Below are 21,908 nucleotides of genomic sequence, written 5' to 3' on the forward strand. Positions count from 1 at the left end.
TTTATTAAGCTCAGTATATAAATGAATCTAAGCACTATTAATTACACACTGAGCTTATACAAAGCCCACATATGCATCAACCTCCTTAAATATACTTATACCATGATAACATATATTAAGGAAAAAGCAAAATTCATAAAATATTAGGAGGAAAAACACTTTACAATATAAATATATACATATATAATTATACCTAGATATACGATGTATAGCAAACCGAGGTAAGGGGTGGAATTATGAAAATAAATAAAGAACTTTTGAAAGGAAGCACCACAATACTTATATTAAGTCTGCTTAATCGAAAAAGTATGTACGGGTATGAAATGATTAAGGAGATAGAAGAAAGGTCTAAGGGTATTTTCTCTTTTAAAGAGGGAACTCTATATCCTATTCTTCATAGTTTAGAAAATGAAAATTTTATAGAAGCTTACTGGGATGAAGGCGAAGGAAAGCGTAAGAGAAAATATTACAAGATAACTGAAAATGGTAACAAAATTCTCAAAGAAAAAGAAGCAGAGTGGAAATTGTTTAGTTCTACAGTTAATGAAGTATTAGGGGAGGGAGATTTATGTCTACAGTAAACCATCCGAAGGTAGAAAGGTATATAGAAGAAGTATGTGGATTAATTAAAAATAAAAGAGTTCATAAAAATATAAAAGATGAACTTATAGATCACATAGAAGAGATTATACAAGACTACAGAGATGTTGGAATAACGGAGGAGGAAGCTATAGATAAAGCTATTATGCAAATGGGTTCATACGAAGTTATAGGAAGGGATTTGAATACGGTTCATAAAGCATCTCCTGATTGGATGCTTTTAGGTATAACCGCTCTGTTTATATTAGTTGGCATATTTACTTTAGGCTTCATTCAGAAGAATAATGCATTGTCACACAGTTCATATGCTAATTTTTTAGGTAAAACTATAGTTTATGCATCAGGAGGAATCATATTAGCAGCAGTTTTACTGAAAATTGATTATAGAAGATTAAAAAAGTACTCTAAATATGTTTATAGTGGAGTAATAATTCTGTTGATATCCCAAATCTTTATAAACACAGGCTATATAAATGGAGCAATGGGATGGATAGTTATTGGGCCAATTAGTTTTAATGCTTTTAATATAGCACCTTTTTTTCTAATCATTGCTTTAGCTGGAATGTTTGATAATTGGAATTGGAATGAGACTAAAAGTATATTTAAAGGGATTTTTATTGCTTTTGTACCAATAATATTTTTTATTATTGGAAATGCTTCAGTTAGCATTATTATCTATGCCATATCAGCTATTACTTTGATGATTATATCAGGTGTGAAATTAAAGCATATTATAACTTCCTTTGGAGCTATAGGGGTTATCTTTTTATCTTGTATGTTTAGTGAACCTTACAGAATAAAAAGATTTCGTGTGCTTTTTAATCCTTCATTAGATGTAGATGGAATGGGATGGATTTATAATCAACTAGTTAACTTAAGGGAATCGGCGGGATTATTTGGACAGGGATCAAATTTTATACCAAATATGTTGCCAGAAATTCATACAGACTTTATATTTACCTATATAGTTTATTCCTTTGGATGTATTGCTGGAATAATACTAATTTCTTTAATTTTAGCATTCATAATAAGAATAGGTTTAATAGGAAAAAGTACTAAAGAAACCTATGGTAAATTACTAGTAAGTGGATTTTGTGCATTATTTGTAGTGCAGTTTTTATTAAGTATTTCTGTTAGCTTGACATTAGCACCTACAGTTTCAATAAGCATGCCATTTATTAGTTATGGTGGAAGCCAACTTTTAATTAATATTTTAGCTATAGGTTTAGTATCTAATGTATGCAAGTGGAGAAATACGCCATATAATATAGAAATTCAATAGTTTTTAATAATATAAAGATTATAGTTTAATATTATTATATAATAAAAATATTAGCATGAAAAATATTTGACAAGCTTAAATATCCGTGATACTATTTATTAAAATATAACACTTAGGAGAATTAAAATGAGTAGAGAAATTAACTTTAAATCAACAAAAGTTAATATGGCATATTATCTTAGCTATTATAGATAGGGTTTGTATTTATAAACAATTATAGATGCAAGCCAGTTTAACAAATTTGGTTTGTGTCTATGATGGTTGGGAAGTTTTGCTACACTCAAATGTTTAGTGATTAGACCACATAGATATATCTATGTGGTTTTTATATTTGATGCCTTCTTATTTAAACCACATGGAATCAATCTATGTGGTTTTATTTATTTTAGGAAGGAGCTTAGAACATGAAAAACAGAGAAAACTTTACAAGTAGAGCAGGATTTGTGATATCTTGTATTGGAGCAGCAGTAGGACTGGGGAATATATGGATGTTTCCTTACAGGTTAGGTCAAAATGGGGGAGCTGTATTTTTAATTCCATACTTTATTTTTGTACTTATACTAGGATCCACAGGGCTAATTACAGAATTCGCATTTGGAAGAGGTGCTGAGGGAGGAGCTTTAACAGGAATTAAAAAAGGGTTTAAGAATAAAGGTTTAAAGGGAGGCACTCTCTTTGGATTTATACCAGCCATAGGACTTGCAGGAGTGTTTATGTTTTATAATGTGGTAGTAGGTTGGATAATTAAGTATTTAGGACTTAGCCTTAGTGGAAATATAAAAAATATTGATATATCTAAGTACTTTGATAGTTTTGCAGGAAGCACTGAAACTATACCATGGAATTTATTAGCCATAGTACTGGCTCTAGTAATTGTATGTATGGGTATATCTAAAGGAATTGAAAAAATTAATAAAATTATAATGCCTATGCTCTTTGGAATTTTTATATTGTTAGCCATCAGATCATTAACTTTACCTGGGGCGATAGATGGGGTGAAGTATCTATTAACACCACAATGGTCATACCTATTTAAGATAAATACATGGGTAATGGCACTTGGTCAAGCTTTCTTTACAGTATCCTTAAATGGATGCGGAATGGTGGTATATGGTAGTTACGTAGAGAAGGATTTAGATATTCCAAGGTCTGCAGTAAGTACCGCGGTACTTGATACTATTGCGGCATTATTAGCATCCTTTGTTATTATGCCAGCAGTATTTGCCTTTGGCTTAGATCCAGCAGCAGGTCCACCTCTATTATTTATAACAATACCAACTATATTTAAGGCTATACCTGGTGGACAAATACTTATGATATTATTCTTTTTAAGCATACTATTTGCAGCAATAAGCTCTTCAATAAATATGCTAGAAGGGCCAGTAGAATCTTTTATAGCACAAACAAAATTAAGTAGAAAAACCTCTACTATTTTAATAGCTGTAGTAGCCTTTATATTATCAATACCTTTAAATTTAAATATGAATTTGTTTAGTAACTTTGCAGATGTAATTACTATAGTAATATCACCATTAGCAGCACTACTGGTATTTATTGTGTTTTACTTTATGTACAACAAAGAACAGGTGTTAGAAGAAATAAATAGAGGTGCTAAGAGAAAGTTAGGAAATAAATTTTTTATGTTTTCAAAATATGGTTTTACCCTTATAACAGTATTGGTGATAATACTAGGAATAATTTATGGTGGGATATAAGTCTGTTTATACTAATTTTAGATGTAGATATTCCTATTTTAAAGAGGGCAATAACTATATATTCTAAATAGTAAATTCTCTGAAACCCGCATGAACAGAAGAACTAGTTAACTATTTTCATAGTTAACTAGTTTTATATATTAATATTTATATAGTTTCATAGGTTTATAGGTAAATATTTAAATAGTTTTATTCATAAATATTTTTATGAAATGCTAAAGAATTTTTTTATTTCATCAATTCTTTCTAAAGCTATATTATATCCGTGGTTATAGGCGTGTTTAATTTTATTAAGATCTTTTTCAAAGCTATCAATACCATCTTCTGCAGTAGGTCTTAAAATTATAGCTTTGCCATCTCTTTCAAGTTGTTCACAATACTTAACTCTATCATTGTAAAGCTCATGACGTGTAAGAAGAGGCTTTACTAAATTAGGATATTTCTTTTTTAAAACTTTAGCAGCAAAAATATTGCCTTTACCTAAATCTTTTACATATCCCTTAGGTCTAGTTAAAATAATTAGATGTTTTTCATTTCCATCTTCCATGGCTTTTAATACAGGAATAGGATCACAGATGCCTCCATCAAAATATTCATTATCATTAATTATAGCTGGAGGAAAGAAAAGAGGTATAGCACAACTAGCTCTTAACATATTGCATTTTTCATCTAAATCTTTACCATTTAAATATTCGGTAAATCCAGTTTTAGCATTAGTCACACCAACTAAAATTTTACCTTCATAGCTTTTAAAGGTATCCATATCAAAGGGATAAATCTTATTAGGTAACTCATCAAAAGCAAAATCTAAACCAAATAAGCTTTTACATTTAAAAAAGTTTCTAAAGCCTATATATCTTTTATCATGTCTATGGTTAATTAGAATGTCATAATTTCTTTTCTTTTGTTTTGATATATATGAAAAGCCATTGGTAATACCTGCTGAAACACCAATGCAATAAGGAAACATAATATCATTATCTAAAAGGGCATCCATTATACCAGCGCTAAAAATAGGTCTAAAGGTTCCACCTTCAAGAATTAAACTACTCATGATGTCAACTCCTTAAAATTAAATTTGTTAGATTGTTATCTTACATAATTAAATTTAGATATTATTCTAATTATGATTATTTAGAATAAACTTCATATTTTATTATACCTATATCTCCATAGAAAGTTAAGATATATTAATTTGAAAATAAGCTATGATATAATTATATATATAAATTACTATTAGGCATTGTAGTATAAGTTATAGATAAAAAACAAAGGAGGACTATATATGTATTTAGTAAGTTCATGCTTAGCAGGAGTTAATTGTAGATATAATGGAAGTAATAGTGAGAATAAATATGTAGCCGAATTAGTAAAAGCAGGGAAGGGCATAGCTATATGTCCAGAACAATTAGCTGGTTTGCCTACTCCAAGGGCTTGTTGTGAGATTTTTATAGATGAAAATTCTAATAAAAGAGTAATTAGTAAGGACGGTAATGATTTAACCGAAAGTTTTTTAAAGGGAGCAGAGAAAACTTTAGGAATTATTAAAGTTGCTGGTATAAAGAAGGCAATACTACAGTCTAGAAGTCCTTCATGTGGGTACGGTATGGTATATGATGGGAAATTTTCTGGAAAATTAATAGAAGGTAATGGATTGGTAGCAGAATTATTAATGAAAAATGGAGTTGAAGTCTATACAGAGAATGACCTAGATAAATTGAATTTAAATAACTAATATTTAGGCTGGGGTGATTAGCATGGAATATATATCTGCAAAAAAATTAATATCTCAATATATACCTAATAATTCATGGTTTGATATAAATTACAATATGAATATCTATAAAGGTTGTTGTCATGGATGTATTTATTGTGATTCCAGAAGTGAATGTTATCAAATAGAAGATTTTGATAGAGTTAGAGCAAAGGAAAAAGCTGTAGAAGCTATAGGAAAAGAACTTAAAGGAAAAAGGAGAAAGGGTGTAATAGGAACAGGCGCTATGAGTGATCCTTACAATCCATTTGAAAAACAATATGAGCTAACAAGAGAAGCTTTGAAGGAGATTAATAGGTATAATTTTGGAGTTTCCATTGCCACCAAGAGCCCTTTAATTACTAGAGATATTGATATATTAAAGGAGATTTCAAGGCACTCTCCTGTGTTAATAAAAATAACTGTAACTACCTTTGATGATGAGCTATGTAAAAGGGTAGAACCTAATGTGGCATCTAGTAGCGAAAGATTTAAGGCTATAAAACAGTTTAGTGATAGTGGGATATATACAGGAATATTGCTTATGCCAATTCTTCCTTTTATAAATGATTCAGAAGAAAATATAAGAAATATAATTAGAGAAGCGCATAATTCAGGAGCAAAGTTCATATTTGCCTATGGAATGGGACTTACCCTTAGAGGGAATCAAAGGGTCTATTACTATGAACAATTAAATAGACTATTTCAAAGGGAGAACTTAGTTAGTAAATATATTAATACCTATGGTGATAGATATGAATGTGAATCTCCTAATGCAAAGAAGCTTTGGAAGACTTTCACTGAGGAATGTGATAAATATGGAATTATATACAAAATGAAAGATATAATTAAAGGTTATAGAAAGAATTATGAAGAGGAACAGCTGAGTTTATTTTAAGACTATTAAGATAAAATATTAACTTTACCTTACTTAACCTATATTTCAATATATGATAAAATGTATATAGTATTTAATTTAAAGGGGGAAAGGTTTGCCTTATATATGTTAAGACAAAATCTATATAATTAAAATGAAGGATATTAAATCAATAGTCTATTGGATAATAGGATTTTTACTTGCGGATGGCTTTAGGTATCTACTTAGGGCTGTAGATATTCCAGAGATTTTTAAATGGGCATTAGGAATAGTTATAATTCTTGGAGGCTATATTCTTATAAATAAATTATTTAAAAAAGATATAGGCAAAGAAGAAGTATAAGCTAAAGGGATAAATTTATTTTAAGGGGATGAAGATATGCATTTTGATGAGGAGTCCCAAAAATGGGATACAAGATATAGGGTTCAAAGAGCAAAGAAAATTAGTACTGAAATAGAAAACTATTTGGATAAAGATAACAATTTAAGAGCCTTAGAATTTGGATGTGGTACAGGGCTTATATCAGAAAATTTAACTCATAGATTTTCTGATATATTGATGATGGATTTATCTGAAGGAATGATAGAACAGTTAAAATTAAAAATAGAAAAAAACAAAATAAAAAATATGAAAACTTGGTGTGGGGATTTATTTCAATTTAACGATGATGAGAAATTTGATGTGATTTATACATCCATGGTTTTTCACCATATAGAAGATTTACCAAAGGTAACAAAGAAATTACATGAGCTACTTAATAAGGATGGAAAGTTAGTAGTTGTAGATTTGTGTCCTGATGATGGTGGATTCCATGATGAATTACATGGATTTAATGGACATAACGGGTTTGAAATTGGAGAGATGGAAACATTGCTAAAGAAAGCAGGATTCCAAGTTGCAAGTTCAAGGGTATTTTATTCAGGCATAAAAGAGAATGAAAGTAAAGGTCAGCCATATCAACTGTTTAGTATGTGTGGTATAAAAAAATAAAATATATAATTATGAGAGCATTCTTAAGAAAGGATGCTCTTTTTATATTTATAAACAAAAATTAAGTAAATTTATATTTAAGATTTAACTTGTTATAAAAAATTATTAGTAAAATTATTTATATTATTGACCATGTGGTTTGTTTTTGATAATATATAATAGACCATATGGTCAATATTTATATTTGGAGGGTATTATGAATCAAAAAGAGAAAAGTCAGATAAGTAAAGATAAAATATTAAATGCTGCCATAGCGGAGTTTGGAACAAAGACATATGAAAATGCTTCGCTGAATAATATATGCAACGATAACAAAATTTCAAAGGGACTTATCTATCACTATTTTAAAAATAAAGATGAGTTATTTTTAAAATGTGTTAAGGTTTGCTTTGATGAGCTTGTAGATTATCTTAGCAAAGAAGAATTTGACCAATTGGATTTTCAGAAGTACATGCAAAATTATTTTGATTTAAGGTATCGTTTTTTTAAAGAGAATAATTATTATAGTCATATATTCTTTCATGCAATTTTACAACCACCTGTACATTTGAAAGAACAAATCAAAGACTTAAGAGCTGATTTTGACACACTTAATATAAGTCACTATCGTATGGCATTAAGTAATGTAACACTACGAGATAATATTACAGAAGAAGAAGCAATGGAATACTTCTTTGTTTTTCAAGAAATGTTCAATGGTTATTTTCAAAGTAAAGCTTATGAAAATCTGGATTTTAATTCACTAATAGAAATGCACGAACTGAAACTGTCAAAAATACTGAATATTATGCTTTATGGTATTTCAAAGGAGGAGTAGAAACAATGATATTATTAATTTTAAGGCTTTTAGTGGCAATTGCAATTGCTTTTATTGTAGGTAAGCTTGTTTCAAAGATAAAGTTGCCTGCTATTCTAGGATGGTTACTTACAGGTATGATACTTGGACCACATGCATTTGGAGTTGTAAATGATGCAGTTTTAAATGCTCATTGGTATGAACCAATTATGCATATTTTAGAATGTGTAGTGGGACTTTTAATAGGCACGGAGCTTGTTTGGAAGAAAATTAAAAAATCGGGCAAGCAAATTATCATAACAACATTAACCCAATCATTAGGAACATTTTTTATTGTGAGCTTGGTATTTGGGGTTGTATTTTATTTTGTAGGATTTCCTATTTATCTTGCATTTATATTTGGAGGTATTGCTCTTGCAACTGCACCAGCACCAGCACTTTCTATTGTACGTGAGTTTAAAACAGACGGACCTGTAACTAAAACATTAATTCCTATGGCAGCCCTTGATGATATGGTAGGAGTAATTGTATTTTTTTCAACTATTTCTATTATATCTGCCAATCTATCTGAGCAAAAACTACCGGCTTATATGATATTACTTGTAATTTTATTACCAATTATTATTGGGATTGTTGTAGGATTGCTTGCAGGATTTGTACTGAAAAGAGAATGTTCACCAAAAGTAACTGTATTGCTACTGAGTGCAACCATACTAATATCAGCAGGTGTTGGTTTCATATTTAACGATTTAGTTTTACTAAAGCCTGTACTTAACTTTATGCTTATTGGTATGGCTTTCTCAGCAACGTTTTCTAATATGATTTCAGAAGAACGTCTAGAGCAAATTATGAACTCATTTAATCCTATTCTTGGTATTTCTATGATTGTAGTTATCTTAAATCTTGGAACACCACTTGACTATCATCTGATTTTAGGTGCCGGAGTATTTACTGCTATTTATATCATCTCAAGAGCTGTAGGTAAATATGGTGGAGCATTATTCGGAGCTGTTATAACAGATTCACCAGAAACCGTAAAAAAATATTTAGGACTCACATTGCTTCCTCATTCAGGTGTATCTCTCGTATTTACAGGTATAACTGTTTCTGTTCTATCAGGACCAGCACCAGAATACGCTAAGGTCATCCAAGGAACAATTGCGGCGGCAGCGGTTATTAACGAGGTTATCGCAGTTATAGCATCTAAAAAGGCTTTTGAGTGGGCAGGAGAATTTAATAAAAAAGAGGAAATTAGCAATGAATGAGATAATATATAGAGAAATCAAAAAAAGATGATTATGAAATCATTAAATAAATCAAGCCACTTAATATGAAGAAATTCAAATTGAGTGGTTTTTTGTAATAGAGATTTTAATTATTATAACAATATTAAATTGTTATAATATATCTACCAGTAATAAAAGTTATTTATATAAATAAAGTTTTAGGGGAAGTTGCATTTATAACTGAAACATAAAAGAATATTGTGGTAAAATAAATCTAATGATATTGTACAATAAAGGGGAAGTTTATAGTGAAAAAAACCATAGGAATTTTTGCTCATGTTGATGCAGGTAAAACTACATTTTCTGAGCAATTACTTTATCATACAAAGAGTATAAAAACTAGAGGAAGAGTTGATCACAAAGAAGCTTTTCTAGATAGTCATAATATAGAAAGAGAAAGGGGTATTACAGTTTTTTCTGATATTGGAATTTTTAATTATGAAGATTCAGAATATTATTTAATAGATACTCCAGGACATATAGATTTTTCGCCAGAGATGGAGAGAGCTATGGGGGTTCTAGATTATGCTATCCTTTTAATAAGTGCAGTAGAGGGAGTGCAAGGTCACACAGAGACAGTATGGCAGCTACTAAGAAATAATAATATACCTACTTTTATATTTATAAATAAAACAGATAGAGAAGGTGCTGACTTACAAAAGGTTATCCATGAGATAAGAAATAACTTAAGTAGTGAAGTTTGTTTAGTTGAAGAAGATTTATATAATTTAAGTAAAGAAAATATAGAATTTATAGCTGAAAGAAATGAGGAATTACTGGAAACCTATCTAGATAAAGGCTATGACAACTACTTATGGGTAGATAAATTAAAGGAGCTTATAAAGTCAGAGAAAATATTTATAGCTTTAAAAGGGTCAGCTTTATTAGATGAAGGTGTAAAAGAGTTTTTAGAGAACTTTAATAGTCTTAGTTATACTAACTATGAAGAGATAAAAGATAATAAATGCTTCAAAGGTAGAGTATTCAAGATTAAATATGATGAAAAAGGTAATAGAGTTACATTTATAAAAGCATTACAGGGTGAGTTAAAGGTAAAGGATGAAATTATATATAGTACGAATGGAGAAGAAATAAGAGAAAAAATAAATGAAATTAGAAGTTATAATGGAAATAAATATGAGAGTAAGGATAAAATTATTTCAGGTGAAATTTTTGGAATTATAGGCATAAGCTCTTTAAAAACTGGTATGGGCATAGGAGTTTTAGATTTAAATGAGTTTTTTATGATTCCAACCTTAAGAGCAAAGGTAGAGTTTGATAAAAGTATAAACCCTAGAGAAGTGTTAGGATGCTTTAGAATTTTAGAAAGTGAAGAAAATAGTCTGAATGTAGTGTGGAGCGAGGAGTTACAAGAGCTTCATATTAGTATAATGGGAAAAATACAACTAGAAGTCTTAAAGGAAATATTAAAAGATAGATTTAACTTATCAGTGGATTTTGGAACCCCAGAAATATTATATAAGGAAACCATGGAAGGAGAAGTGGACGGCTTTGGACATTTTGAGCCTCTTCGCCACTATGCAGAGGTTTATTTTAAGTTAAAAGAAGGGCATAGAGGATCTGGGATTACTTTTAAAAATAAATGCCACAGTGATTTTTTAACTACAGGAAATCAAAATCTTATAAGAACTCACATATTTGAAAGAGATCACAAGGGAATACTTACAGGAAGTACAATTACAGATATAGAAATAACCCTTATGAATGGAAGAGCACATTTAAAGCATACTGAAGGTGGAGATTTTAGAGAAGCAACTAAAAGAGCCCTTAGACAAGGATTAGAAAGTGCTAAAAATCTATTACTAGAACCCTATTACAAATTTAAAATAGATGTAGAGATAAACTTAATTGGTAGAGTTATCAGTGATATTCAAAAAATGAGTGGTAGCTTTAATGAGCCTAAAAGTTATGGAGAAAGAGTTATAATTGAAGGAAGAGGTCCTGTAGCTACCTTTATGAATTATGCTTTGGACTTTCAAGCATTCACAAAGGGAAAGGGCAGCTTAAGTCTGGTATTTCATGGGTATGATATATGTCATAATCCAGAAGAGGTTATAGAAGCTAAAAGCTATAACAAGGATATAGATCCTGAATACACATCATCTTCAATTTTTTGTGCGAAGGGTGTAGGGTATGCAGTACCTTGGTATGAAGTTAAGGAACATATTCATTGTCTTAAATAAATATTTTTAGAAATTTAATATATTAGGAGTGATTAATTATGGAAAAAGAAATTAATGTAGTTGTATTAATGCCTATGGACGATAGACATAAAATTGATTTAATGTCAGTGGCACCTGGATCTAATTTTATATTTACTTCAGCTAAAGAGATAAATAGGGAGACTCTTGAAGATGCTCACATAATTATAGGTAATCCTCCATTAGATATGGTTAAAGGATGTAAAAACTTAAAGTGGTTACAACTTGATAGTGCAGGAGCTGATTTATTTGTAAAAGAAGGGGTGCTTCCAAGGGGAGTAAAACTAACTAATTCAAGTGGAGCCTATGGACTCGCTATATCAGAACATATGATAGGTGTACTACTTTCTATATATAAAAAGTTATACCTTTATAGGGATAATCAAAATAATAGTCTTTGGAAGAATGAGGGTGAAGTTAAATCTATTTGTGGATGTACTGCTTTAGTTATTGGACTTGGTGATATTGGAGGAGACTTTGCCAAGAGAATAAAAGCTCTAGGTGGATATACTATAGGAGTAAGAAGAAGTGATACTAATAAACCTGAATATTTAGATGAATTATATCTTATGGATAAGGTTGATGAGTTATTGCCTAAAGCAGATGTGGTAGCATTAAGTTTACCAGAAACTAAGGAAACCTATAAATTATTCTCTAAAGAGAAAATTTCTAAAATGAAAAAGGATTCTGTACTTATAAATGTAGGTAGAGGTACAGCTATAGATACTGAAGCACTTTGTGATGCTTTAGAAAGTGGGAAACTTTTAGGAGCAGCTTTAGATGTGACAGACCCTGAGCCATTGCCAAAGGATCATAGGATTTGGGGAATAAAAAATGCAATAATTACACCTCATGTTTCTGGAAATTATAATCTAAAGGAAACCCACCATCGTATAGTTAAAATTGCTGTTAATAATTTAGAACGCTTTATAAAGGGAAAGGAACTCAGGAATGTAGTTAACTTATCTACAGGATATAGAGATTTAAAGACAAAGTAATATTTAAATTAAGGCTAAAGTTAGAACTTTAGTTATACATTGGTTAAAGGAGAGAGAGACAATGGAGAAGCTTTATTATAAAGATCAATATATTAAAGAATTTGTAGCTGAATTAGAGAAGGTAGAAGAGAAAGATGGGAAGTTTCATGTGGTTTTAGATAAAACAGCTTTTTTCCCAGGAGGTGGAGGTCAATTTTGTGATCTAGGATTTATAGAAAATGAACCAGTAATAGATGTTTACGAAGAAGAGGGTATTATATATCATGTTCTTAATAAAAAGCCTATAAAGCTTCATAAATTAAAGTGCTCTATAGATTGGGAAAGAAGAAGGGATTGCATGGATCAACACCTTGGACAGCACGTTTTATCAGGGTGTTTTTATAAAATATTTAATGCAAATACAGTGGGTTTTCATATGGGAAGAGAAATATGTACTGTAGATATAGAGGGAATATTAGAAGAAGAAAAGATAAGAGAAGCTGAAAAGGCTGCAAATCTAATTATAGGAGATGATCTTCAAGTAGAATTTTTAGTTCCAGATAAAAAAGAGTTAAAGAAGATGGGATTAAGAAGAGCATTACCTAATACTAATGAAGAAATAAGAGTTGTTAAGATTTCAGATTTAGATATTAATGCATGTTGTGGAGTACATCCAAAGTCAACCTTAGAACTAAGAATGATTAAGGTAAGAAGATGGGAAAAACATAAAGGAGCAACAAGAATAGAATATGTATCAGGGAAAAGAGCAATAGAAGATTCCTTTAGAAAAGATAAATTTACTACAAGAGTATGTAGATATTTAAATGCCAGTGAAGATGAGGCTATAAATGGCATAAAAAATATGAACGAAAATCTTAAAGCTGCTCTAGAAAAAAATAAAAAGCTAAGTGAAGAAGTAGCTGCTTATGAAGTAAAAGATATGGTTGAAAAAGGGGAGAAAGTAGAAAATATAACTATAGTTAAAAAAGTTTATGATAATGAAGATACTAAGTATGTAAATAAGGTAACTTCAAAGATTATTGAAAATAACAATACTATAGCATTAATGGCAATTAAAAATGGAGAAAGAGCAAACCTTATCTTTGCAGCATCAAAGGATTTTAAAGGAATATCTATGAATGAACTATTAAAAGATGCAATAACTTTAATTGATGGTAAAGGTGGAGGAAGTAGTCATCAAGCTCAAGGTGGTGGAAAGAATAATAATAATTTAGATGGAACTCTAGATTATGCTATAAATAAAATAAAAGGTAAATAATGAAAAATTATTAAGTTAAAAGTTAGGTTATTAAATTTAAATAAAACCTAACTTTTTATTTATTTTAAAATTTAATAATGCTTGAACATTTGTTATATCTGTTATATATTATATATAACAGATATAACAAATAAGGTGGTATGTAAAATGTTAAAGATAAATAATTTTTCAAAGTCTTATAGTGGTGGTAAAAAGGCTGTAGATAGTATATCTCTTGAAGTGAAACCAGGAGAAATCTTTGGATTTATTGGTCATAATGGTGCAGGAAAAACTACTACTATCAAAGCAGTAGTAGGAATTTTAGATTTTGAAGAAGGAGAGATTTTAATAAATGGTAATTCCATAAAGCCAAGTCCTATAGAATGTAAGAAGGATATAGCATATATTCCTGATAATCCAGATTTATATGATTCCTTAACAGGCATTCAATATTTAAACTTTATAGGAGATATTTTTAAGGTATCAAAGGAAGAAAGAGAGGCCTTTATAAAAAAGTATAGTGAAGCCTTTGAACTTACAAAATCTCTAGGAGATTTAATTTCATCCTACTCTCATGGTATGAAGCAAAAGTTAGCCCTTATATCAGCACTTATTCATAAGCCTAAATTACTAATTCTAGATGAACCCTTTGTTGGACTTGATCCTAAAGCAGCACATATTTTAAAAGGATTTATGAGAGAATTATGTAATGAAGGAGGAGCTATATTTTTCTCTACTCACGTGCTAGAAGTTGCTGAAAAATTATGCGATAAGATAGCTATTATTAAAGGTGGAAAGATAGTAGCTTCAGGAGACACCAATAAAGTTAAAGGTGATGGTAGTCTAGAAGAAATATTTATGGAGTTGATTGACAATGAGTAATTTAAAAGTTCTATTAAAAAATAGCATTATGAATACTTGGGGAATAAATAAATTCCTAAAGGAAGAATCAAAGAGTGAAAAAATAAAAAACGTATCCATATTTTTAGCAATACTACTAGGCATATTTTCTATAGGTATGTTAATTGTAATGTATTCCTTGGCTATAGTAGAGCAATTAGGTCAGTATGGATATTTAAGCCTTATTTTGATGAGTGCAATGATTCTTAGTACTGTGTTTTCATTTTTTACATCTGTATACAAGGCTCAGGGTGTTCTTTTTTCTTCGAGGGATTTTGAAACCTTAATGAGTTTACCAATAAAACCAGGTATAATCTTAGCTAGTAAGATGATTGAATTATTATTATTAAATTATTTATTTGTAGCATTAGTAACAATTCCACCAGCTATAGTTTATTTTATGAAATCTGGTACAAGTAGTATATTTTTTATTTATTTATTCATAGGAATAGTTTTTATTCCGCTTATACCTATAGTTATGGCAGCTATTATAGCCTTTGCTCTTAGCTATGTATCTTCAAGAATGAAACGTAAAACTTTAATTTTAAATATAGGAACCTTGATAGTTGTAGTTGTAGTAATGATAGGTTCATTTAAAATGGATAAGATTATAAATATAGTTATAGAGAACAGTACATCTATAATCCAAGGGATAAAAACTATTTATCCACCTTCTTATTACTTTACGGATGCTTTAGCTAATTTAAGCTTATTATCTATGACTAAATTTATTTTATGGTCTATAATTCCTTTTATAATATTTTTAACAATCTTTGCTAGAAGCTTTAAGTCAATAAATTTAAGACTCGGAGAAACTTTTAAAAGATCTAATTATAAATTAAGGTCCTTAAAAACAAGTACTTTAAGAGGAGCCTTAATAAAGAAAGAATTAAAAAGATATTTTTCATCTTCTGTATATGTTACAAATACAATAATAGGTATAGTTTTAGTAACGGTAGCTGCTGTATCATCTCTAGTTATGGGAGGAGATTTTCTCATAGATCAGATGGCACAATCTAGTGATTCAGACCTTCAGGTACTAGCACCACTATTAAAACAGGTAATGCAATTTGCACCACTTATAATATTATCCTTTGGTATAGGATTAACTTGCACTACAGGTTCATCTATATCAATTGAAGGAAGAAATTTGTGGATTTTAAAATCATCTCCACTAGAAGTTAAAGATATATTCATTGGTAAGATAGGAGTTAATATTCTTTTACTAATACCAACTATAGTAGTGGATTCAATTATGTTTGCCATAGCCTTTAAATTAACCCTAATAAATTTTATGTGGACTATATTAATTCCTACACTATTAGCTATTTTAGTATCAGTTGGGGGCCTTTTGATTAACTTATTTTTCCCTAAGTTAGACTGGACTTCAGAAGTACAGGTTGTAAAGCAAAGTTTAAGTTCTATGATAAGTATTCTTATGGGAGCAGTGCTTGTAGTTGTAATGATTTTTATAACTATTGGAATTAACAAGGTATTTGCGATTACAAATATAAATTTATATCTAGGGGTTATAGCATTATTACTATTACTTTTGATATTATTAGTATGTACAATATTGAAAACTAAGGGAGAAAAGTTGTTTAATAAACTAAGGAGTTAAATAGGAGATGAGATTTTGATTTTAAAAATAGACTTTGACTCAGATATACCTATATATGTACAGATAAAGAATCAGGTAGTTGAAGGTATAGCAAGAGGAGAACTAGAAGAAGGAGAAGAACTTCCATCCGTTAGAGGGTTAGCTGATGATATTGGAGTGAATATGCATACAGTTAATAAAGCATATTCACTTTTAAAGGATGATGGATATATTAAAATAGATAGAAGAAAAGGAGCTTTTGTATCTCTTAGCTTAAAGAGCTCTAACGAGGAGTTTAATGAAAACTTAAATTACCAGTTAGAGTATTATATGGCTGAGTGCTTTAATAGAGGTATAAGTAAAGAAGATATAAAGAGCTATATTGACGCTATTTTTAGTGGATTTAAGAAGGAGGATAGCTAATATGGATAAGTGGTTATTCTTAGCATTTATGAATTTCATGTTATTATTTATATTTTTAACTAGTTTTTTTGTGAACAAAACATCTAATAGTGGCATTTTCTTTGGAGTGAGATTTCCTAAGGAATATCAAGAAGAAAAGGAGCTAAAAGATATAGAAAAATCTTATAGAATAGTTATTTCAATCATATTTTTTATTATGCTCTTAGGAGTAAATATTTTATTCTTTAATCTTGATAACTATAGTGAAAATACTTTAGGATTTATAATGGCAATACTTATTATAGGTAGTTTAATAATAAGCTTTATAGTATATATTCCATATTATAAAAAGGTTAAAACCTTAAAAAAGCATAGAGACTGGACTTATACTAAAAGAAATGTAGTAGTGGTAGAGACTACTCTAAGAAAGCCTAAAAAGGATGAAAAGATAAAACCTATAGATTCAAAATGGTTTTTATTATTATTTATCTTTCCTTTAGTAAGTATTTTAGTAACTATGTATAGATATGATGCATTACCTAAGGTGATGGATATTCCTTATACTAGCTTTGGGGTGTTTAAAAAGGAGACTTTAAGAGGTTTCTTTATAATATACCAATTTCCAATTGTTCAAATTTTTTTAACAGCATTATTATATGGAATAAATAAAGTGATTATTAATTCTAAGGTAGATTTAAATAGTGGAAGTATTGAGAAGGCTATTATTCGAAAGAGGAAGTTTAAAAAAATAGGGTCAATATTAATGATGGTAATGATACTACAAATGCTTATTATGTTTTCCTTAATTCAAGCATCTATATTATTTAACTTTGATCCGATGATAATTAACTATGTATTTATGGTAATTTTCATGATAACTATGATTATATTTATCATTGTTTTTATCAAAGTTGGTCAAGGTGGAAGAAATATTGAAACAAAAGGTGAAAAAGACGAGTTATATAAAGATGATGATGATAAATGGATACTAGGAAGTATTTATTATAATAAAAATGATCCAGCTTGGATGGTAGAGAAAAGGTTGGGTGTAGGTTGGACAGTAAACTTTGCTCATCCAAAGTCTTGGATAGCTGTGGGAGGACTTATAGTATTTATAATAAGTAATATAATTATGTCTATATTGCTTACTTGATTGTATTGTGTATAAAAATTAAATCAGAATTAAAGGAGTTACTAAAATCTTAGAATAAAGTTTAATTTCAGTATAATGAAATTAAAACCTTAGTTGATTTAGTAACTCCTTAATTCTATACTTCTTAAGTATCATAACGTAAATATAGATTATCTATATCTTCTTTTTTCATAAGCCATTCCACTAAATAACCCATTATGATGACTCCAGGTACATCAATTACTAATCTAGATAGGGTAAAGGCATAACCTATAGCGGAAACTTCGAAGAGTAATGTAGAAATTTTAGTAACACACCAGGCATTCATAAAAATAATAATATTACTAAATTTAACTCCTTTTTTTAAAAGCACTGCAGTAAAAGGGAATGCAGCATACATGGGCCCAGCAGCTATAGAGCCAATAAGAATAGCAAATAAAACACCAGTAAATCCGGAGTTCTTCCCCATATATTTCATTAATGCCTCTTTTGGAACCCACACATCAATAAGGCCAAGAAGAATCATAATAGGTGGAAGTACAGATAACATCTGAATAAAGCTAGATTGAGCATTAATAAAGCTTTTAGCTCCTAAGTCCCAATTAAAGACGAATACTAAGATAAGTATTAATAAACTTAAAAGGAAAAAGGAATACCTTTTTAGAAAGTTAAGTAGTTTAATCAAAATAAAGTCACCACCTTTCCAATAAAGAAAGCTACTACAAAGGAAAAGACAAAGGCTATAAAATTTCTAAGAAAGGCAGCTTTTTTACCTATATATTTTGACTCTAAGCTATATGTCATGATACCAACCATGGTTAGAGTAGAAATTAAAGCTCCCACTTGTGGATAACCCGCTCCACTTTCAAGTAGTGTATTACCTAATGAAAAGGCTACAAAAGTTGGCATCATAGTTATGGAACCAGTAATAGAAGAAATAATAACTCCTAAAAACCCAGAATTAGAACCCATTAATTTTGATATGGTAGCTGCATCTACTATAGCAAGGAGAATTCCTACAGTGATAATGATACCTAAAAATTGAGGCATTATGTTTTCAAAGGATTTAAGGGAAATTTTTAGAGCCTTAATAGTTTTCTTCTTATCTTTAATTAAAGAAATAAGAAGTAGCACTAAAGCTAAAGTGTATAGAATAACACCTGTCATAACATCACTTCCAATAACTCTATAAAATCATATTATGCTCATAAATTTGTGAGGTTACATAATTATAGTATAATAAGTATTATCAAGGGTATGAAAAGAGAAGAGTGATGAATAATATAGATTATACTAATGAAGGAAGAAGAGATTATGCAAATATTTACAATAGGACATTCTAATTATACTGTAGAGAAGTTAATTCAAATGCTAAGACATTATAACATTGACTGTGTAGTAGATATTAGAGGAACTCCTTATTCAAAGTATAATATTCAATTTGACAAGGAAACAATAAGGGAAACTTTAAAAAAGGAAGGCTTTATTTATATCTATATGGCTAAAGAGTTAGCTGCTAAGAGAGAAAATAAGATATCATATTATGATGAAGGGTATTCAGATTTCGAGAAGGTAGTATATGAAGAAGATTTTATAAAAGGTATTCAAAGGCTAAAGAATGGCTGTGAAAAAGGATATAGAATAGCATTATTAGGTGCGATGCAAGATCCTATAAGATGTCATAGAAGCATCTTAGTGGGGAGGGCTTTAAAAGATCATGGATTCACTGTAGGACATATATTAGACGATTATTCTCTAGCTTCTCAGGAAGATATGGAAAGAAATCTATTAGATAAATATTTTAGTGATAGAGATCAAATTACTATAGATAATATCCTTGGAACTGCACCTACAGAGAAAGAATTAATAGAAGAAGGATATCGATTAGCCAATAAAGAAATCGGATATCGGATTGAGCATTTAAAATAAAAGGATATCTATAAAATAATTCAAGTCCAAGCGTAAGTAATTTTTATTACTAATTACTTATACTTGGACTTATTATTATTGATGAATAATTTGGATGTATTCATTTGCTTATGCTTTGAGAATTTCACTTTCATCACAAGGAGTGTCATTTTTATCTACTATAAGATTATAGGCCAATCCTATAAGAACTAAAATACCTCCAATAACTTTTCCTGTAGATGCTTTACCTAAGGTGATATAGTCAATTACTATACCCATAAATAATTGCCCAATAAATATAAAGAGAGTTAGATAAAAAGAAGATATTCTCGGAGTCATGTAATTTGAAATAACTATGGTTATAACTCCTAGGAGTCCTCCTAAATATGCTAAGAAGGGTATTGTGCTAAAGCTACTAAAGGTTGAAGGAAAGGTTTCTTTGCTGAATAAAAGAAATACTACTGAGAAAAACAGTCCAACTACATAGTTAAAAAAGGTTCCTTGAAATATACCGATTTTCTCTGCTAATTTAGAATTTATAGTTCTACCTATAACAATAGTTACACCAGCTAAAATAGAAATTATAATATATATCATTATTTATCCTTAATAAGGTTATAGATTAAATAGCCTTATTAAAGTTCACCTCCTATCATTATTTAAAAATAGTCATAATTATGATACCTATAATCATAATTGATAAACCTATGAACTTCTTACCGTTAAATTTAATCTTTTTCATTCCAAATAATCCATAGTTATCTATGATAATAGAAGAAATTGCTTGACCAAGTAATCCTAGAGAAATGCTTAAAGAAGCGCCAAGAGCCACAAAACTTATATTACTAAAAAGCACTGTAAATACTCCAACGGCTCCAGCACTGTACCATAAAATAGGAATACCTTTTTGAATTTTCAATTTTGATTTAGTAGCAAATAATACAGTAATAATAGTAATTAATCCTATTATGTGAATGAGTACACTGGAAGAATAATTACCAATAGTCCTTGATAAGGTTCCATTAAACACAAGCATTACTGAAATTAATGAACCTATAAATATAGAAATAAAAATATTCATGACAATCCCCCTTTTAGTTACATATTGAATTTATCATAAAGTAGTTGAGAAGTATTATGACATATGTCATAGTTGTATTAAGAAAGTATTTAAGGTGAAAAATGATTTTAATAAATAATTTATATGATTTATATGATTTAGGAGAAAAATATGAAGAAAATAAATAACTCAGAACTTATGAACACATATATAAATAAATACAATATTAATGATATCTTTACCAGTGATATGAGAGAATATATGGAATTATTTCACTTTAAGAGAAATGAATTTTTATGTAAGGAAGATGAGCCTATAGATTATTTATTCTTTTTTGTAGAAGGGAAGGCTAAAGTATATATTAGTTTAAAAAATGGTAAATCCCTTTTAATATGTTTTTACTATCCACTTATGGTACTAGGAGATTTAGAATTAATCAATTTTACAAAGGCAACTACAAATATGGAAGTTATAGAGGATGCTTATTGTATTGGCTTATCTTTTAAAAAGGTAAGAGAAAAATTATTAAATGATGCTAAGTTTCTAAGATTTATATGCAGTTCCTTGGGAAATAAAATGGATACTTCATCTAGAAATGGATCAATCAATTTACTATATCCACTGGAAAACAGATTAGCAAGCTATATAATGGCAACAAGGGAAGAAGGAAATAGAGTTGTTTTTAATGAAACATTAACAGAAATTGCTGAGTTGCTAGGAACTAGCTATAGACATCTATTAAGGACTATAAATAATTTAATAAATAGGGAAGTATTAAAAAAAGACAGTTACGGATATGAAATTATTAATGAAGAAATACTTAGAAGTTTAGCCGTGGATTTATATAAATAGGTAATAAAGGTGAGTATATAAATATTTTTAATTTTATAAAATTTAAAATATTTATAGAAATTTGTTATTTAATTATTTACAAATATGTATATTTGATGTATGCTTAATATATGTATTGATATTATAAATATATAAATCGAATTTGAGAGGAGTTGTTGTATTATGATGAACAGAGAAAGATTAATATTAGATGAAGTATATACAGCCGCTCCAAATTTAAGATTTAAATGTTAGTTTCAGTGGATTAATATAATAATTATATTCAGTTTAAAACCTTAGAAATATAATAAGATTATA

The 21,908-nt window shown here is 29.1% G+C and carries 23 protein-coding genes; 18 read left to right on the top strand and 5 right to left on the bottom strand.

Annotation, left to right across the window (positions count from 1 at the left end; translation table 11 throughout):
* Positions 1 to 236: 236 nt before the first annotated feature.
* From B2694_RS09535 to B2694_RS09545, 3 genes are all read left to right on the top strand, one after another.
* Entirely contained in the window at positions 237 to 581 is a 345-nt protein-coding gene (locus tag B2694_RS09535) for a PadR family transcriptional regulator (protein WP_346885526.1), read from the top strand.
* Entirely contained in the window at positions 569 to 1,882 is a 1,314-nt protein-coding gene (locus B2694_RS09540; RefSeq protein WP_346885527.1) for an FtsW/RodA/SpoVE family cell cycle protein, read from the top strand. Before B2694_RS09535 ends, B2694_RS09540 begins: the two co-directional genes overlap by 13 nt.
* A 404-nt stretch (positions 1,883 to 2,286) precedes the next feature.
* Positions 2,287 to 3,597, top strand: coding sequence for a sodium-dependent transporter (locus B2694_RS09545; RefSeq protein WP_346885528.1), 1,311 nt, complete (start codon positions 2,287 to 2,289; stop codon positions 3,595 to 3,597).
* Between the two features lie 205 nt (positions 3,598 to 3,802).
* Here the strand turns inward: B2694_RS09545 and B2694_RS09550 are convergent, their stop codons facing one another.
* A complete protein-coding gene (locus B2694_RS09550; RefSeq protein WP_346885529.1) occupies positions 3,803 to 4,651 on the bottom strand; it encodes a patatin family protein in 849 nt (282 codons plus the stop codon).
* A gap of 231 nt (positions 4,652 to 4,882) precedes the next feature.
* Between B2694_RS09550 and B2694_RS09555 the strand changes: the two genes are divergently transcribed.
* The 13 genes from B2694_RS09555 (at position 4,883) to B2694_RS09615 (ending at position 17,812) form a co-directional block, all read left to right on the top strand.
* Positions 4,883 to 5,332, top strand: coding sequence for a DUF523 domain-containing protein (locus B2694_RS09555; RefSeq protein WP_346885530.1), 450 nt, complete (start codon positions 4,883 to 4,885; stop codon positions 5,330 to 5,332).
* A gap of 22 nt (positions 5,333 to 5,354) precedes the next feature.
* Complete coding sequence (locus tag B2694_RS09560) at positions 5,355 to 6,248, top strand: SPL family radical SAM protein (protein ID WP_346885531.1); 894 nt, start codon at positions 5,355 to 5,357, stop codon at positions 6,246 to 6,248.
* A gap of 133 nt (positions 6,249 to 6,381) precedes the next feature.
* Complete coding sequence (locus B2694_RS09565) at positions 6,382 to 6,570, top strand: hypothetical protein (protein WP_346885532.1); 189 nt, start codon at positions 6,382 to 6,384, stop codon at positions 6,568 to 6,570.
* A 36-nt stretch (positions 6,571 to 6,606) separates the two neighbouring features.
* Positions 6,607 to 7,218 (top strand): class I SAM-dependent methyltransferase, encoded by a 612-nt coding sequence (locus B2694_RS09570; protein ID WP_346885533.1) that lies wholly within the window; start codon positions 6,607 to 6,609, stop codon positions 7,216 to 7,218.
* Positions 7,219 to 7,414: 196 nt separating this feature from the next.
* Positions 7,415 to 8,035, top strand: a complete 621-nt coding sequence (locus B2694_RS09575; RefSeq protein ID WP_035130118.1) for a TetR/AcrR family transcriptional regulator — start codon at positions 7,415 to 7,417, stop codon at positions 8,033 to 8,035.
* Positions 8,036 to 8,040: 5 nt separating this feature from the next.
* Positions 8,041 to 9,279 carry a cation:proton antiporter gene (locus B2694_RS09580; RefSeq protein WP_346885534.1) on the top strand — a complete coding sequence of 413 codons (1,239 nt, stop codon included), beginning with the start codon at positions 8,041 to 8,043 and terminating at the stop codon, positions 9,277 to 9,279.
* Between the two features lie 269 nt (positions 9,280 to 9,548).
* Entirely contained in the window at positions 9,549 to 11,504 is a 1,956-nt protein-coding gene (locus B2694_RS09585; RefSeq protein WP_346885535.1) for a translation factor GTPase family protein, read from the top strand.
* A gap of 38 nt (positions 11,505 to 11,542) precedes the next feature.
* Positions 11,543 to 12,520: a D-2-hydroxyacid dehydrogenase gene (locus tag B2694_RS09590; RefSeq protein ID WP_346885536.1), complete on the top strand. Its 978-nt coding sequence runs from the start codon at positions 11,543 to 11,545 to the stop codon at positions 12,518 to 12,520.
* A 61-nt stretch (positions 12,521 to 12,581) separates the two neighbouring features.
* Positions 12,582 to 13,778: an alanyl-tRNA editing protein gene (locus B2694_RS09595; protein WP_346885537.1), complete on the top strand. Its 1,197-nt coding sequence runs from the start codon at positions 12,582 to 12,584 to the stop codon at positions 13,776 to 13,778.
* 147 nt (positions 13,779 to 13,925) lie between these two features.
* The gene (locus B2694_RS09600; protein WP_346885538.1) at positions 13,926 to 14,639 is read left to right on the top strand and encodes an ABC transporter ATP-binding protein; all 714 of its coding nucleotides are present in this window, start codon (positions 13,926 to 13,928) and stop codon (positions 14,637 to 14,639) included.
* Positions 14,632 to 16,278: an ABC transporter permease gene (locus tag B2694_RS09605; protein ID WP_346885539.1), complete on the top strand. Its 1,647-nt coding sequence runs from the start codon at positions 14,632 to 14,634 to the stop codon at positions 16,276 to 16,278. Before B2694_RS09600 ends, B2694_RS09605 begins: the two co-directional genes overlap by 8 nt.
* A 15-nt stretch (positions 16,279 to 16,293) precedes the next feature.
* Positions 16,294 to 16,680 carry a GntR family transcriptional regulator gene (locus tag B2694_RS09610; protein ID WP_346885540.1) on the top strand — a complete coding sequence of 129 codons (387 nt, stop codon included), beginning with the start codon at positions 16,294 to 16,296 and terminating at the stop codon, positions 16,678 to 16,680.
* Position 16,681: 1 nt separating this feature from the next.
* Positions 16,682 to 17,812, top strand: coding sequence for a DUF1648 domain-containing protein (locus B2694_RS09615; RefSeq protein ID WP_346885541.1), 1,131 nt, complete (start codon positions 16,682 to 16,684; stop codon positions 17,810 to 17,812).
* A gap of 124 nt (positions 17,813 to 17,936) precedes the next feature.
* On the opposite strand, the gene B2694_RS09620 is transcribed toward B2694_RS09615, so the two are convergent.
* Both B2694_RS09620 and B2694_RS09625 read right to left on the bottom strand, forming a co-directional pair.
* Entirely contained in the window at positions 17,937 to 18,476 is a 540-nt protein-coding gene (locus tag B2694_RS09620; RefSeq protein ID WP_346885542.1) for a permease, read from the bottom strand.
* Complete coding sequence (locus B2694_RS09625) at positions 18,473 to 18,958, bottom strand: permease (protein ID WP_346847348.1); 486 nt, start codon at positions 18,956 to 18,958, stop codon at positions 18,473 to 18,475. The genes B2694_RS09620 and B2694_RS09625 overlap by 4 nt, the downstream gene beginning before the upstream one ends.
* A gap of 147 nt (positions 18,959 to 19,105) precedes the next feature.
* Between B2694_RS09625 and B2694_RS09630 the strand changes: the two genes are divergently transcribed.
* Complete coding sequence (locus B2694_RS09630) at positions 19,106 to 19,720, top strand: DUF488 family protein (protein ID WP_035130138.1); 615 nt, start codon at positions 19,106 to 19,108, stop codon at positions 19,718 to 19,720.
* A gap of 108 nt (positions 19,721 to 19,828) precedes the next feature.
* On the opposite strand, the gene B2694_RS09635 is transcribed toward B2694_RS09630, so the two are convergent.
* Both B2694_RS09635 and B2694_RS09640 read right to left on the bottom strand, forming a co-directional pair.
* Entirely contained in the window at positions 19,829 to 20,296 is a 468-nt protein-coding gene (locus B2694_RS09635) for a DMT family transporter (protein WP_346885543.1), read from the bottom strand.
* Between the two features lie 58 nt (positions 20,297 to 20,354).
* Positions 20,355 to 20,780 carry a DMT family transporter gene (locus tag B2694_RS09640; protein WP_346885544.1) on the bottom strand — a complete coding sequence of 142 codons (426 nt, stop codon included), beginning with the start codon at positions 20,778 to 20,780 and terminating at the stop codon, positions 20,355 to 20,357.
* Between the two features lie 150 nt (positions 20,781 to 20,930).
* On the opposite strand from B2694_RS09640, the gene yeiL reads away from it, so the two are divergent.
* Entirely contained in the window at positions 20,931 to 21,611 is a 681-nt protein-coding gene (yeiL, locus tag B2694_RS09645; protein WP_346885545.1) for a transcriptional regulator YeiL, read from the top strand.
* The last annotated feature ends 297 nt before the right edge of the window (positions 21,612 to 21,908 follow it).

The sequence above is a fragment of the Clostridium sp. UBA4395 genome, assembly GCF_002390995.1.
In the GTDB taxonomy this organism is placed as follows: Bacteria; Bacillota; Clostridia; order Clostridiales; family Clostridiaceae; genus Clostridium_J; species Clostridium_J sulfidigenes.

Excerpts from the sequence above, each read along its gene's own strand:
- B2694_RS09535 (WP_346885526.1), top strand. The coding sequence starts at position 237 with ATGAAAATAAATAAAGAACTTTTGAAAGGAAGCACCACAATACTTATA.
- B2694_RS09540 (WP_346885527.1), top strand. The coding sequence starts at position 569 with ATGTCTACAGTAAACCATCCGAAGGTAGAAAGGTATATAGAAGAAGTA.
- B2694_RS09545 (WP_346885528.1), top strand. The coding sequence starts at position 2,287 with ATGAAAAACAGAGAAAACTTTACAAGTAGAGCAGGATTTGTGATATCT.
- B2694_RS09550 (WP_346885529.1), bottom strand. The coding sequence starts at position 4,651 with ATGAGTAGTTTAATTCTTGAAGGTGGAACCTTTAGACCTATTTTTAGC.
- B2694_RS09555 (WP_346885530.1), top strand. The coding sequence starts at position 4,883 with ATGTATTTAGTAAGTTCATGCTTAGCAGGAGTTAATTGTAGATATAAT.
- B2694_RS09560 (WP_346885531.1), top strand. The coding sequence starts at position 5,355 with ATGGAATATATATCTGCAAAAAAATTAATATCTCAATATATACCTAAT.
- B2694_RS09565 (WP_346885532.1), top strand. The coding sequence starts at position 6,382 with ATGAAGGATATTAAATCAATAGTCTATTGGATAATAGGATTTTTACTT.
- B2694_RS09570 (WP_346885533.1), top strand. The coding sequence starts at position 6,607 with ATGCATTTTGATGAGGAGTCCCAAAAATGGGATACAAGATATAGGGTT.
- B2694_RS09575 (WP_035130118.1), top strand. The coding sequence starts at position 7,415 with ATGAATCAAAAAGAGAAAAGTCAGATAAGTAAAGATAAAATATTAAAT.
- B2694_RS09580 (WP_346885534.1), top strand. The coding sequence starts at position 8,041 with ATGATATTATTAATTTTAAGGCTTTTAGTGGCAATTGCAATTGCTTTT.
- B2694_RS09590 (WP_346885536.1), top strand. The coding sequence starts at position 11,543 with ATGGAAAAAGAAATTAATGTAGTTGTATTAATGCCTATGGACGATAGA.
- B2694_RS09595 (WP_346885537.1), top strand. The coding sequence starts at position 12,582 with ATGGAGAAGCTTTATTATAAAGATCAATATATTAAAGAATTTGTAGCT.
- B2694_RS09600 (WP_346885538.1), top strand. The coding sequence starts at position 13,926 with ATGTTAAAGATAAATAATTTTTCAAAGTCTTATAGTGGTGGTAAAAAG.
- B2694_RS09605 (WP_346885539.1), top strand. The coding sequence starts at position 14,632 with ATGAGTAATTTAAAAGTTCTATTAAAAAATAGCATTATGAATACTTGG.
- B2694_RS09615 (WP_346885541.1), top strand. The coding sequence starts at position 16,682 with ATGGATAAGTGGTTATTCTTAGCATTTATGAATTTCATGTTATTATTT.
- B2694_RS09625 (WP_346847348.1), bottom strand. The coding sequence starts at position 18,958 with ATGACAGGTGTTATTCTATACACTTTAGCTTTAGTGCTACTTCTTATT.
- B2694_RS09630 (WP_035130138.1), top strand. The coding sequence starts at position 19,106 with ATGCAAATATTTACAATAGGACATTCTAATTATACTGTAGAGAAGTTA.
- B2694_RS09635 (WP_346885543.1), bottom strand. The coding sequence starts at position 20,296 with ATGATATATATTATAATTTCTATTTTAGCTGGTGTAACTATTGTTATA.
- B2694_RS09640 (WP_346885544.1), bottom strand. The coding sequence starts at position 20,780 with ATGAATATTTTTATTTCTATATTTATAGGTTCATTAATTTCAGTAATG.
- yeiL (WP_346885545.1), top strand. The coding sequence starts at position 20,931 with ATGAAGAAAATAAATAACTCAGAACTTATGAACACATATATAAATAAA.